Below are 12,976 nucleotides of genomic sequence, written 5' to 3'. Positions count from 1 at the left end.
AATCAAAAAAGTCAATGTTATACTGATTACAAACGAATAAATAGGAGACGACATTCGATATGACAATTTTGTTTCAGATCTTAAATAAACGTTGGTTTTTATATTTAGTACTTCTGCTTAACGCTTTCGGAACAATATATGGATATATATGGTATGGTGAACAATTGAGTGATACTCCCGCAATATTTCTTATATTTGTTCCAGATAGCCCCACAGCAAGTCTCTTTTTCGCACTTGTGGTTATTGCCTTTTTACTTAAGAAGAATTGGCCACTAATTGAGGCATTAGCTATTGTAACACTAATTAAATACGGAATTTGGGCTGTTGTAATGAATATACTTGTACTTGTCGTAACTGGTGAGATTTCAGGGGTGGCAATTATGTTAATTACATCCCATGCCGCGATGGCCCTACAAGGAATGTTATATTCTCCTTTTTATCGGATCAAAGCTTGGCATTTAATTGTCGTAGCAATATGGACAATTCACAACGATATAATCGATTATTTGTTTAAAATGATGCCTCGATATCATATGTTGGACCAATACACAATATCCATTGGTTATTTTACATTTTGGTTAAGTATTGTTTCAATCTTCGTGGCTTACCTGCTATGTATCAAAAAGGAAAGATTCAATTCAAAGTTAACCCAATAGTATCGGTAATGCAATAGAAGGGAGCTTCCAGATGATGCAATTAATTGCAATGGTTACTATGCTAATTGACCATATAGGACTAATCCTTTTCCCTGGAGAAGAAATATTCCGACTTGTCGGTCGTATCGCGTTTCCGCTATATAGTTGGTTTTTGGTGCAGGGGTATAAATTTACTAGTGATCATAAGAAATATATGTTGAGGCTTCTTGGGTTAGCATGCATCTCTCAAATACCCTATACCCTTGCCTTACAACAGTGGGAATTAAATGTGATATACACACTTTTAATTTCCCTAATTGCCTTTTATGCCATTGATCAAGTATCAAATCTCAGTCTAAAAACGCTCATCATTATCGGAGTATTCACTATGGCCATCGTAGTCCCCATGGATTATGGAATATATGGTTTTATGTTGATTTTCATACTCCGTTATTCTAATGGCCTCACTATGGTTGGTTTGCACATGTTTTTAAATTTCTTATTTTTTTTCGCATTTGGACCAGGGTACTGGAATCAATTATTTAGTATTATAGGAACGGTTATTATTTCATATTCCATTACGATTCCGAATCAATCGTGGAATATTACGAAATGGGTCTATCGAAGTTTTTATCCGGTGCATTTATCCATATTATTCTTAGTAATTCTTATAATTAAATAATTCAGTCTAAGAGAAGTAGTTATTAAATGAAAATCCTGCTTTCGCTAATCGTATAATGATTTCAAATTCCTATAAGTTTCTAAGACAGCCCACCTAAATAGACTTATCAAAATAAAAACGCAGCAGAAGTCTAGAACTTGAAAATAAAGCCCTAGACTACAGCTAACATTACGAACTATAGTTTTTCGTAATGTCTAAAACCATATTTGCATATGAATAGGAAATTACCCTTTTTTTGTTGAGTATATTCGAAATATTTATCATTTGGCAGCCGATAGTTCCTCTTCTATTACCCATTTATGATTTTTGACTTTCTCCCCACCAGTAGTAGGCATGAAATCTATCATGTACACTGTAGTTTGTTCAGCTGAGTCAATTTGAGCAGTTGCACCTAACATTCCTGCCATATGTTCTGCTTCCAAGATAACATCCGTTCCAGGTTCATAAGGCTTTTTACTGAATTTTTTTATCTCTTCATGAATAATCCATTTATGATTTGTTACTCGTACACCACCGGTTGTCGGGGTATACGAAACCGCATAGGCTGTTGTAACAAATGCTCCCACAATCTTTGCTTTAGCACCATCCATACCTTCCATATGATCAGCTTTGATTATTACTTCATTTCCGACTTTATAAATTGGATTCTCTGCAACCTTTAATTCTTTAGGAATTTGGCCTGTACTCGAATGCGAACTGTGGTCCATTTCTGTACCCTTTGAAGGCTTCTCCTGACTTTTGTCATTTCCACATGCACTTAAAACAATAGTTGCAGCAAGCACAATAAAAATCAGTTTTTTTTTCATTTCAATGACACCTCCGAATTCTCAATAGTTCATATTCAACATTCTATCCATGTAGGGCATTATTGAAAACCACAAACAATAAATTTTTTTTACATTCATATCGTTAGTGTGATATTTTTTCCAAGAGGTTAAAATTCTTTTCTCGCAACACACTTGGAAAAATTCAAAAAAATTGAATACTTAACATTCCTAAATAAAACTGATACTCGTAGATCTTCTTGTTAAGTGTCACAACTTCGATATCCGTGTCAAATTTATATTAAGCGGATGATACAAAACCTATGTATCACAACACTCATTAAATTAAAGACGATTGCTGAAAAGTTACAATGGTAAATATTCATACGTTGATGTTGTTAATATAGATATTACAAAAACATTTACAATTATATAAAATGTACTTAAATAACCGAACATGCAATCGATCATTAGTTTGCTGAGAGCTTCTTAAGACGTATTATAAAGGAAATGATATAAGACGGACGTGATACAAATAGCGTAAAAAAACATTATTGATGATATCACTATCCCATTTCCAGATACCTTCCATCAGGTTTTTCAGGGGAGAGGAAGAAAAACTTACTGCAGCCTCGGATACTCCAGAGATAAGAACCGATTTTGGCATCATGAATGCGGCTTTTGTTTAGAATCAATACGATCTTTCCTTCAGAGAAGCTTCCAGCAATCTCGGAAAGGAAACAAATCCGTGTCTCTACGAGTGCCTCTACTTCTACCCGATGAATCTGACCCGTTCCGTCAACCTTCAGCACCTGCTTTTCTTTAATCGAATTATACTTACTACTCGGAATTAAACCAATCATTCCAAAATGAATCCAGTTCAATAGTATAGTATTGTCGCACAATACCTCGAAAGTCGATTGTTGATACTGTATTATAAGCATATTTTTCCACATAGGTTTTCATCATTTGATCAAATAAGTTTTGACCCATCAAATGCTGAAGATCAAAGAGCATGTAACTACCACGTTGATACACACTTTTCCAGTAGCTGTTCCAAGTAGTATAGTTCTTAACACTACCAATTGTTGTTGATTTATTTTTTCTCTCAGCGGTTAATAACTCTTGTGTAACCGAATGCATTTGTCCCTGTGACTGTAAGTATCTACTCGTATAAAATGTTGAGAAAGCTTCGTCTAACCATGGTTCGATAATTTGATCGTTACCAAGCAAATTATAAAACCACTGATGGGCAATTTCGTGCATTACGGTCTGAACTCCTTCAAGATCGTTTAAACGATCACTATCTATGTAGACCATAGAAGGATACTCCATCCCAGTAATAAACATTTCATTTTCCACAATATCTAATTCATCATAAGGATAATCTATGAGTTTATTCTCAAGAAAAGCAAGAAACGCTACCGCTTGTTTCAATGCTTTTTGAGCTGTCGAATCCTCGGTTTTTTTATAATAGAGATTAACATGGACCCCAGAGTTTGTTATTAATGAGATTTTCTTAGGATTCTTTATAAGCGCAAAAGTAAAATCGCGAACCTTATTGGCCACCACACGAATCGTCCGAGTATCTGCTCCTTGAACTCCTACTTCCTCATAACCTGTTGCTATAATCTGATAATCATCAGGGATGCTTATATTAACCGTAAAGTTCGCTATGTCACTGTTGAATGGATCACCAATTAATTCATATTGATTCGTTTGCCAATCATTATCATAAACCGCTAGTGTAGGAATAACATTCCCAAACCAAAAGTCACTATTTCTTCCACCAACGCGATGGTGTATCTCAGGTATTGTCGCCGTCCATTCAAATGAAATAATCTTTTTCGTTTTCGGTGCCCATCCTGAATTAAGTTTGACTACCATAACAACTTCTTCCGCACTGAAAATTTGCAGCTCGTCATCTACATATACATTTCTTATTTCTATTCCGCCGGGCTTGATTCCATTTGGATAGGTTTTTAATAGAAATGAATCCAGGACAGGCGCCTCCTTTCCTTCTTTAAATGCATTTAAATACAGTTGAAATTTAATTTCATCCGTTGGAAGTTCTTTTCTGTTCCATACCTCAACTAAGGTCTTACCTGTAAGTTGTCGTCGATCTGCATTAAAAACGATGTCAACTACGTAAAGAGTTTCCTTAATAATGGCTTCTTGTTCATTGATATTTGATTCTTGAGCTTTGGAGTTAGCAGCTTCATTCGATTCTTCTTCCATGAGTGGTTCGATTTGTGTATATTCTATGGGATAGGTCTTTTCCTCATTTGATGGCCACAAAAAGACAATAGATATAATTATTGATACTCCGAATAACAAACTGCATTTCTTGAGTATTTGGTGAATCTTGATCATCTCCCTTCAATTAATAAAGGTAAAATCTGAAGAATGGTTGCTCAAATGTCTTGAGAACAAAGTAAGACTTGTAAGAATTTTTTTAATTATTACATTTAAAGACAAAGAAAGAACAAGCCCATATTAAAATGATTTGTGCTTGTTCTTTCTCCATGCTTTGTTTTCATTTTAGATTATCCTGCATTGTAATATTGTTAGACTTGCTGTTAAAAAACTCTTTCCGCGAAATACTTCTGGAAATTTATTGAATTTCATTCTCTATTTTCAAAAAATGAGCAAATCCATTGATTCCAAGACTGAAAACAGCATGTTATACATCTTATTTGACAGCTGAATAATTTCTTTTTTTTTACATTGCGCTTCCCTTCTCCGTAATCTGATTCCAGTTCAAACCAGAATCCTTGCTCACAAATACATCCATATTTGAAGTGGCATAGGCAATTTCATTATCATTTTGTGGGTTTTGTGCGATATAAACAATTACACTCTCTAAATCTGATGATGTTAAAGATAAATTTTTCAATGTATTTCCAGTCTGCTGTTGCAGAGTCCCTCTTCCTCCGATAAACAAATCCCCATTCTTGCCAAAAGCTAACGCTGTTACTTCTTGATCTGAAGCAAGCTTTTTAAATTGATCACCATAATCGTTTGATAAGAAAACACCACTGCTTGTGCCTACTGCGACCGTCCCAGGGTTAGTAGGATGCGCAGAGATTGACGAAACGGCACTATTTATACCATTTATTTCACTCTTCCTCCAAGACTTTGTTTCGTCCGTTGTTACGTATAAGCCGGGCTCACTCATTCTCTCATTTGGTTGAGCGTTGATTACATATATCGTATGCGTTTGATAACCAACTGCCATTCCGTGAAAATCTTCGACCCCATATAGATCTAAAATCTCAAGATTTTCCCCATAGTCATTGCTTTTCACAATACCTAATGGGTTTCTTAGACCGGATCCAAATTCTGGGTGTCCACTGCTGTAAAACCCGTTATCTGTCATATTTAAACCCATATAATCATGTTTTTTTCCGTTTAAGGCTTTCCAGTGGTCTTCTGAAAAACTTATAAGCCCTTCATGGGCAGGTATTAACAATTGAGTACCGTCATTTGTAAATCCTAATCCATGAATATGCTTTAAAGTAATGTCGTTCTCTCTTGAAAGAAAATTTACTGAAACAATTACGGCAATAATGACTACAACGGCTATTGGGACTGCCCACAGCCATAACTTATTTTTTGAACTTATTTTCTTTTTCCGATTCATGATAGGTCCTTCCCAATATTTAATATAATCCAAGTTATTTATTTACCTTTAAATTCACTAATTTGCAGAATAAAGCTCTTTAATATAGGTTTTGTAGGTAAGAAAACCAAATCATACTCATTTCCCTTTTTTTCTTGCTTTATTAAATAAATACAACAATGCTGCTGCACTACCGAGCACTACAAACGCACTAGTCCATTGACCTGCTGTCCAATTAAAAGAATATCGTGGAGAATCTCCTCTCAAAAACTCGAGAAAAAAACGACCTATTGCGTACATAATGCTGTACGTTACAAAATGATATCCTACTGGGAGTGTCTTGTTTCTTATCATAATTAGTATGGCAAAAACAACAAGATCCCATTGCCCCTCCCATATTTCTGCTGGCCACAATGGCTGCGAGCCATATTGATCAAAAGCCATTGTACCTGGAGGATATACAATTCCAAAACCTGCATTTGTCGGAGATCCATAAGCATCACCATTTAAAAAACAAGCTATTCTGCCTATTGCTTGACCAAATATAACTGCTGGCGCTAAGTAATCTGCAAATTCAAAAAATGAGATTTTGTAGACTCGAGTATAGATGAAAACAGTTGCAAGACCTCCCATTAATGCACCTTGAATCGCGATACCACCATTCCAAATCGCAAATATCTGAGATATATTTTGCGAATAATACCCCCATTGAAAAAAGAAAACATGCCAAATTCTTGCTCCAATGAGTGCCCCAATAATGACAAAAAACATCATATTCATAATATGCTTTTGGTAGATCGTGTTTCTAGTTAAATAATGGGCAACACCCATTGATAAGAAAACAGCAAGCATAACTATAATCCCATATGATCGAATAGGAAAATCACCAATCGTAAACAATATCACTTTCATTACTTTCGCTCCCATTTTTAGGATTGAATACATGTGTTTAACTTAGATGTCCGTAAAGCTCCCTTGTTGAAATAAGTAAATCATGTTAATTTTTAAGGTTGAAATCGAATTTTCCTACCATAACATCACAAAATTTAGTAGGCTATTTTCGCAATTGACGATAATAGTCTAATAGTAACTCGGCTTATATTCTAGTCTGCTTCCAATTCACCTATCCAAGCATCCATTCCACCCTTCAGATTAAATACCTGTTTATATCCATTTTTTATTAGCAAATCTCCACTTTCTGTTCCCATTATTCCTACATGACATACAAACACAATTTTTTTATCTGCGGGGAGTTGTCTATATCGTGATTTTATTTGTTCAAAGGGTATATTAATTGAATCTGGAACACGTCCCGACTTGAATAATTCTTCCTCACGAACATCAATAATCAAGATATCCTCTTTTGACTTCATCATTTCAGTTAATATTTCGGTATCTACTAGTTGTAATATAGCATTTTCCTTTTTGGTTCCAAATAAAATAATGGTTGTTAAGAGCACAACAAGACCAACTAATACAGAAACTGTATATTTTCTTTTCACACTTATTATTCCTCCTAATTAATCATTCTTTGAATTCTCACACCACCAATAGAGAAAACTATAATCGAAATCACACTACAAATTGTAGTATGATAACCTTACTTAGGTCAAATAAATAATTCTCTACAATGTGTAATAGAAAGAACAACGGTACTTTTAGTAGGAATGGCTTTTCCTAATTTTCATGTCCTCATAAGTTCTACACAATCATGTTGTATCATCATTATATAAAATTTATAAAATGTATGGAGGGCCATTATGAAAATGAATTGGAAATTAAAAGCAGTTGTCTCTGTGGCAGCTTTAACTGTTTTCTTAACAGGTTGTATGAATTCAGGTGGGATGGGGGGAATGGATCATTCAAAAATGAACATGGGAGGAAATAAAGAAGAGTCAACGTCTGAAAATACGAAAACAAGTGAATTGTCCGCTACAGTTCTAACAGGCAAATCACTAACACTGAAGGCACAAGTCAGTAACCAAGAGATAGCACCTGGTGTCACACTTCCTGTTTGGACATTCAATAATTCGGTTCCAGGTCCAGAACTTAGAATCAAACAAGGAGAAATGGTAAACATAAACTTAGTTAATGAATTACCGGATCCCGTATCTATTCATTGGCATGGAGTTCCTCTCCCAAATGACATGGACGGTATTCCGGGAGTAACGCAAAACGCAGTTCAACCTGGTGAATCGTTTGTATATAAATTCAAAGCCGATGTCCCCGGTACGTACTGGTATCACTCTCATCAGGATAGTGCAAACCAACTTGATCGAGGTTTATATGGATCATTCATCGTTGAGGATAGCGAAAACGAGAAGGTTGACCGAGATTATTCCCTTATCCTCGATGAGTGGAATAGCAAAGGAACAATGGATATGGACGAAGTGAATATGTCTGACAATAGCATGGAAGGCATGGATCACAGCCAAATGAACATGAGTGAAGAAAGCAATACAATGGACATGAAACATGACATGAGTATGTACGATCTATTCACGATTAATGGAAAATCAAGCTCACTTGTGAGTAATCTTAATGTCAAAGAAGGAGAAAAAGTTCGCATTCGACTGACTAACGCTGGGTTTATTTCACATCAAATTCATTTACATGGTCACGAATTCAGAATTACTGCAACCGATGGTCAGCCGGTCAATAAGCCTGGTATTGTGAAGGAAAGCGTAATAGCAATAGCACCTGGGGAACGGTATGACATAGAATTCGAAGCCAACAACCCAGGCCAATGGTATATTGAAGATCACGGGGATAATGCAGCTGTTAAAGGTATGAAAGCTCTAATTACCTATGAGGGTATTTCAGAAAATTCGGATAAAGCAAATGATTTGGAAGCACTGCCTGTAGTTGACATGACCCAATACGGAGAGAATGGACAAAGAACATTTTCTTTAGAGCAAAAGTATACGTTAGATTATACAATGAATTTAAATACTGAATTGAAAAATAATAAAACGGTTTATACCATAAATGGAGCTACTTTCCCGGAAACAGAAGCAATAAAAGTGAAAAAAGGTGATACTGTAAAAGTCAAAATGATTAATAATTCAAAATCCGATGACCATCCGATGCACTTACACGGACACTTTTTCCAAGTATTAAGTAAAAACGGAAAAGCAATAACCGGTGCCCCACTTATGAAGGATACTTTAAACCTTAAGCCTGGAGAAGAGTATGTTGTAGCTTTCAAAGCTGATAATGAAGGAAACTGGATGTTCCATTGTCACGATCTTCATCATGCAGCAAGCGGAATGGTTACGCAATTACTTTACACTGATTATAAAACGGACTTTGTACCAGATCCAAAAGCAGGAAATAAGCCTGAATAAAAATCACTGAACAAAAAGGAACGAGATCATAATCGTTCCTTTTTGTTTAAACCAAATCTGAATTTACATGGTCTGATGATGAAAATACAATTAAAACAAAGTAATAGCTCTTTTTTCAAATCTTAGTATAGATGTACATATTTCTTGGTTATTATTTATACATAAGTGAAAAAAGAGCCACCTCTTCGATGGCTCAAATCAATCATTAAATCGCACCATCATTGTGGGAAGATCTCATCAGGTATATATGAAAAGATGTTCCCCCATCACTCTCTGCCCAAATACGTCCTTCGTGCCGTTCAACAAGCGTTTTTGTAATAGCTAATCCTAAACCGCCTCCTCCTGTTTTTCGGTTTCTTGATTTATCCACTCTATAGAAACGTTCAAATACGTGAGGCAGCTCTTCATTTGGAATTCCAATTCCAGTATCTTGAACTATAATCTCAACGCCGTTTTCACTTTCCTTTCCTTCTATCCATACTTTACCTCCAGTCGGAGTAAACTTAAGTGCGTTTGATAAAAGATTATTCCAAATTTGAATGAGTCGATTTTCGTCCGCATGAACTATAACATCTGGTATCTTTCCTTTTTTCAATATAATTCCCCTTTCCGAATAAGAAGGCTGAATTAAATCAAAGACTTGATCAATTGTCTTGGATATTCGGATGTCTTTCAAGGAAAGATGAAATTCGGGAGAGGTAAGCGAATTCAGTTCCTCTAAATCGCTTACCAGTTGAATAAGTCGATCAATCTCTTCCCGAATTGATTTCATTCGTTGTGGTGTGGCCTCCCATATGCCATCTTGAATGGCAAATAAATAACTGTTAATAGTAGTTAGTGGGGTACGAAGCTCATGTGCAATGTTTTCAGTCATCGTAACTTTTAATTGTTCTTGTTCTTGAAGTTGTTCCGCTAAATGATTAATGGATGCTGCCAATTGATCAACTTCATCTTTGGGTAGTCCTAATAATGGTAAGCGAACATCTCTCTTTCCACTTGCCATTAGTAAGGTCAATTTCTTCATTTGAATCATTGGTGAGGAGATTCTTCTTGCAATATAGATGCTGAGAATAAACGCAATTAGCATTGCTCCCCCAATCGTCCACCCAATAGATTGGATGATGGCTTGTTCCAGATGAATATTTAGTAAATCAGTGTTATTTGGATCTTGTTTCAGCTCATTTCCATATAACTGAAAATGATAATGTGTAGCATTAATGATAGCAATTGAAGCAATTACAAAGATTATCCCTGTATAAAGCATCAATAGAACGCTTAAGCGAAAGGAGAGCGACTTTTTCATTTTATTCCCCCATGAAATCGATATCCTGAACCAAACACCGTTCTGATAAAGAATGGGTTCTTTGGATCCTCTTCGATTTTTTGTCGTAAATTCTTTACATGCTGATCTATAGCTCGAGCATCTCCTTCAAAATCGAACCCTATAATTTTTTCAATTAGCTCCTCCCTTGTGAACGTTCTATCTGCATTCCTAGCCATAACAAGCAGCAGCTTATATTCATTTGGTGTTAAATTAACAGGTTTTTTTTTAACGAATACCTGTTTTGAATAACTATCCACTATTAATGAACCATTACCATATTCCATACGTTCCGCAAGTAAATCTTGCTGATTTGTTCTACGCAAAACAGCACGAATCCGAGCTATTAATTCATGAGGGTCAAAAGGTTTAACGATATAATCATCAGCTCCGATTGATAACCCCTGAATTCGATGATTCATGGAAGACTTTGCTGTAAGCATAATTATGGGTACTGGATTTGTAGCTCGAATTTTAGCACACAATTCCTCTCCATTCATATCTGGAAGCATTAAATCAAGAAGTACCAAATCAATATTGTGCTTTATCATACCATTTAGAGCTGTCCGTCCATCAATGGCTTCACAGGTTTCATAGCCGGCCTTCGATAAATAAGCAACTATTACCTCACGAATCTTTTCTTCATCTTCTACAACCAATATTCTACTCATTTACAACCTCTTTTCAAATATTAAATATATAATTGGATACATGGTCTTCATGTTAAATCTCTCAATTTGTTTAGTTGCAGATTCAGATTTTTTTCTACGTTTTCGTATCTAAAACATAATAAGAGGCATTTCCGTATTCAGAAAATGCCCCTTTCTCGCTTATGATGCAGTTGCTACCTTAAGTTGTACTAATGTTACTCTATTAACACACTTACAAAACTTATCTATTCCATTGAGTTATGCTTATAGTTTTGAATTAATTTTATTTGCCTGGCACAAGCTTTTCTTCCATTAAACCTGTGAAAAGAAGTTGTGCGGCAGCGGATTTAATTCCTTTGTGCTCCCGACATAGATCATCTAAAGTATTTCGCATTTTAACTACTCCAATGGTCAAGCTTAAGCTTATTTTCATCATACGTTATATCTACTGTTCCATTTGTCAGATTAACGTTACCTGTAATACCTGTAACTCCTATCTTGGTTAGTGCTTCCTCAATCGAGTTAACGCAATATTGACAGCTCATTCCTTGTTAATTTATTCATGAATCTTTTCGCTCCTTTGTTAGATTTGACTTAATCATATTCCGGTCAATATTTTAAATTTAGAAGGTATTCAGAAAAAAGTAGCATTTCTGCTGCCATTAGTTATCCCATTTTATATATAGTTTATTCATTATATTCATTACTCCCCATCTACTTATGTATACTCCTCTTAAATTCGATCATACATACAGATTAGGGTTGACCCAATAATATGTGCAGATAGGCCAGAATCAATATGGTTCAGCAATGTTTCCTTTGCGAATTTCAAAGTGCAGATGTGTACGACTGCCGAACTGCCTTTTGTACTCATAAAACCAAGCAGATCCCCCTTCTGCACCTTGTTAGCAGCAAAAGAGTAATGAGCATATTTTCAATAATTGACGTCATTGCAGCCTACTTATCATTTAATGAACCTCATTTCTCCTTGAATACCAAATCATCAATAAATGAGCTCATTCGACGCAAAAAAAATCTCACTTATGTACACAAACCATACATTATGGATTGATTTTTATACTATCAAAATTATGGTTTATATATTTTCTAATAATAGATACCTCTACCCGTCTATTTTTAGATCTGCCATCCATTGTTGAGTTTGATGCTATTGGACGATATTCTCCGTAGCCTGCAGTGCTAAACTTTTTAGGATTTAGTTTTTTATTAAGTAATATAATGTCCATAAATCTAAGTGCTCGTTTGGAACTAAGATCCCAGTTTGATCGAAATTCAGATGTAGAAATGGGTATATTATCTGTGTGACCTGAAACCATAATTTCATATTCAGGGTACTGCTGTAGTACACTCGAAATGGTATTTGCCAGTTTTTTAACTTCTGGTATAATTCTATCTTTGCCTGGCTCAAATAATGCAGTATTGCTGATCGTAATCATCAATTCTGATTGATTTAGCTTTGTTTCAAGTTGGGATTGTAGATTTTCAATTTTAATAAACTGATCGATTTGATTTTTAATCTCTTCTAATTCTTCTTGCTCTATTTCCATTAAACCTTGTAACTGTTGTTCTTGTACTTGTTGTACTTGTTGTACTTGTTGTTCTTGTACTTGTTGTTCGCTTTTTCTCCTCTTACCTGCATTAATTTCGTTGTTCTCGAACTTATTTAATACAATACTGTTTTGATCCAATTCCCCAGTACCGGAATTAAATGTAATGTTGAATGCCCTACTCATCTCTTCAAACTTTTTTTCATCGACAGTATTCATAGAATACAGAACGATAAAAAGCGCCAGTAACAAAGTTAGTAGATCAGCATACGGAATTAACCAAGACTCATCAACGTGTTCTTCATGTTCGTTGTGGTTATTATGTTTTCTCTTCATTCCGATACTCTCCATATCCGTAAGTTTGAAGTAAATACATACATGCCTCAT

The 12,976-nt window shown here is 35.3% G+C and carries 13 protein-coding genes; 3 read left to right on the top strand and 10 right to left on the bottom strand.

All coding sequences use genetic code 11. The annotated features are described in order from the left end of the window. The first annotated feature begins 59 nt into the window (after window positions 1-59). Complete coding sequence (gene lhaT, locus BK120_RS23535; protein ID WP_076269944.1) at window positions 60-656, top strand: lipoprotein heptaprenylglyceryl N-acetyltransferase LhaT; 597 nt, start codon at window positions 60-62, stop codon at window positions 654-656. A gap of 31 nt (window positions 657-687) precedes the next feature. Beyond that, on the top strand, window positions 688-1,317 hold the full coding sequence (locus tag BK120_RS23530; protein ID WP_083682360.1) for a TraX family protein: 630 nt from the start codon (window positions 688-690) through the stop codon (window positions 1,315-1,317). Between the two features lie 260 nt (window positions 1,318-1,577). Here BK120_RS23530 and BK120_RS23525 read toward each other — a convergent pair whose 3' ends face one another. The 6 genes from BK120_RS23525 to BK120_RS23500 all read right to left on the bottom strand — a co-directional run bounded on the left by BK120_RS23525 (window position 1,578) and on the right by BK120_RS23500 (window position 7,205). Continuing rightward, window positions 1,578-2,123, bottom strand: coding sequence for a YdhK family protein (locus BK120_RS23525; RefSeq protein ID WP_076269943.1), 546 nt, complete (start codon window positions 2,121-2,123; stop codon window positions 1,578-1,580). A gap of 524 nt (window positions 2,124-2,647) precedes the next feature. Beyond that, the gene (locus BK120_RS23520) at window positions 2,648-2,944 is read right to left on the bottom strand and encodes a hypothetical protein (RefSeq protein WP_076269942.1); all 297 of its coding nucleotides are present in this window, start codon (window positions 2,942-2,944) and stop codon (window positions 2,648-2,650) included. Further along, window positions 2,922-4,454, bottom strand: a complete 1,533-nt coding sequence (locus tag BK120_RS23515) for a M1 family metallopeptidase (RefSeq protein ID WP_076269941.1) — start codon at window positions 4,452-4,454, stop codon at window positions 2,922-2,924. The genes BK120_RS23520 and BK120_RS23515 overlap by 23 nt, the downstream gene beginning before the upstream one ends. Before the next feature lie 349 nt (window positions 4,455-4,803). Further along, the gene (locus tag BK120_RS23510; RefSeq protein ID WP_076269940.1) at window positions 4,804-5,724 is read right to left on the bottom strand and encodes a F510_1955 family glycosylhydrolase; all 921 of its coding nucleotides are present in this window, start codon (window positions 5,722-5,724) and stop codon (window positions 4,804-4,806) included. Window positions 5,725-5,841: 117 nt separating this feature from the next. Beyond that, on the bottom strand, window positions 5,842-6,615 hold the full coding sequence (gene lgt / locus BK120_RS23505; protein WP_076269939.1) for a prolipoprotein diacylglyceryl transferase: 774 nt from the start codon (window positions 6,613-6,615) through the stop codon (window positions 5,842-5,844). Window positions 6,616-6,806: 191 nt separating this feature from the next. Continuing rightward, window positions 6,807-7,205, bottom strand: coding sequence for a rhodanese-like domain-containing protein (locus tag BK120_RS23500; protein ID WP_076269938.1), 399 nt, complete (start codon window positions 7,203-7,205; stop codon window positions 6,807-6,809). Between the two features lie 327 nt (window positions 7,206-7,532). On the opposite strand from BK120_RS23500, the gene BK120_RS23495 reads away from it, so the two are divergent. Beyond that, on the top strand, window positions 7,533-9,050 hold the full coding sequence (locus tag BK120_RS23495) for a multicopper oxidase family protein (protein WP_372239021.1): 1,518 nt from the start codon (window positions 7,533-7,535) through the stop codon (window positions 9,048-9,050). A 205-nt stretch (window positions 9,051-9,255) separates the two neighbouring features. Here BK120_RS23495 and BK120_RS23490 read toward each other — a convergent pair whose 3' ends face one another. The 4 genes from BK120_RS23490 to BK120_RS23475 form a co-directional block, all read right to left on the bottom strand. Then, the gene (locus BK120_RS23490) at window positions 9,256-10,353 is read right to left on the bottom strand and encodes a sensor histidine kinase (RefSeq protein WP_076269937.1); all 1,098 of its coding nucleotides are present in this window, start codon (window positions 10,351-10,353) and stop codon (window positions 9,256-9,258) included. After that, the gene (locus BK120_RS23485) at window positions 10,350-11,042 is read right to left on the bottom strand and encodes a response regulator transcription factor (protein ID WP_076269936.1); all 693 of its coding nucleotides are present in this window, start codon (window positions 11,040-11,042) and stop codon (window positions 10,350-10,352) included. Before BK120_RS23485 ends, BK120_RS23490 begins: the two co-directional genes overlap by 4 nt. A gap of 374 nt (window positions 11,043-11,416) precedes the next feature. Then, window positions 11,417-11,566 carry a cation transporter gene (locus BK120_RS23480; protein ID WP_076269935.1) on the bottom strand — a complete coding sequence of 50 codons (150 nt, stop codon included), beginning with the start codon at window positions 11,564-11,566 and terminating at the stop codon, window positions 11,417-11,419. Window positions 11,567-12,082: 516 nt separating this feature from the next. After that, a complete protein-coding gene (locus tag BK120_RS23475) occupies window positions 12,083-12,925 on the bottom strand; it encodes a flagellar motor protein MotB (protein ID WP_076269934.1) in 843 nt (280 codons plus the stop codon). Window positions 12,926-12,976: the final 51 nt, after the last annotated feature.

It is taken from the genome of Paenibacillus sp. FSL A5-0031 (genome assembly GCF_001956295.1).
In the GTDB taxonomy this organism is placed as follows: Bacteria; Bacillota; Bacilli; order Paenibacillales; family Paenibacillaceae; genus Pristimantibacillus.
Note: the sequence above shows the minus strand (reverse complement) of the source record. Positions and strands in the feature narration are given on the sequence as shown.

What these genes read in the sequence shown, in the direction of transcription:
- BK120_RS23485 (WP_076269936.1), bottom strand. Translation starts at nt 11,042, where the DNA reads ATGAGTAGAATATTGGTTGTAGAAGATGAAGAAAAGATTCGTGAGGTA.
- BK120_RS23495 (WP_372239021.1), top strand. Translation starts at nt 7,533, where the DNA reads ATGAATTCAGGTGGGATGGGGGGAATGGATCATTCAAAAATGAACATG.
- lhaT (WP_076269944.1), top strand. Translation starts at nt 60, where the DNA reads ATGACAATTTTGTTTCAGATCTTAAATAAACGTTGGTTTTTATATTTA.
- BK120_RS23530 (WP_083682360.1), top strand. Translation starts at nt 688, where the DNA reads ATGATGCAATTAATTGCAATGGTTACTATGCTAATTGACCATATAGGA.
- BK120_RS23480 (WP_076269935.1), bottom strand. Translation starts at nt 11,566, where the DNA reads ATGAGCTGTCAATATTGCGTTAACTCGATTGAGGAAGCACTAACCAAG.
- BK120_RS23475 (WP_076269934.1), bottom strand. Translation starts at nt 12,925, where the DNA reads ATGAAGAGAAAACATAATAACCACAACGAACATGAAGAACACGTTGAT.
- BK120_RS23510 (WP_076269940.1), bottom strand. Translation starts at nt 5,724, where the DNA reads ATGAATCGGAAAAAGAAAATAAGTTCAAAAAATAAGTTATGGCTGTGG.
- BK120_RS23490 (WP_076269937.1), bottom strand. Translation starts at nt 10,353, where the DNA reads ATGAAAAAGTCGCTCTCCTTTCGCTTAAGCGTTCTATTGATGCTTTAT.
- BK120_RS23515 (WP_076269941.1), bottom strand. Translation starts at nt 4,454, where the DNA reads ATGATCAAGATTCACCAAATACTCAAGAAATGCAGTTTGTTATTCGGA.
- BK120_RS23520 (WP_076269942.1), bottom strand. Translation starts at nt 2,944, where the DNA reads ATGATTGGTTTAATTCCGAGTAGTAAGTATAATTCGATTAAAGAAAAG.
- BK120_RS23525 (WP_076269943.1), bottom strand. Translation starts at nt 2,123, where the DNA reads ATGAAAAAAAAACTGATTTTTATTGTGCTTGCTGCAACTATTGTTTTA.
- lgt (WP_076269939.1), bottom strand. Translation starts at nt 6,615, where the DNA reads ATGAAAGTGATATTGTTTACGATTGGTGATTTTCCTATTCGATCATAT.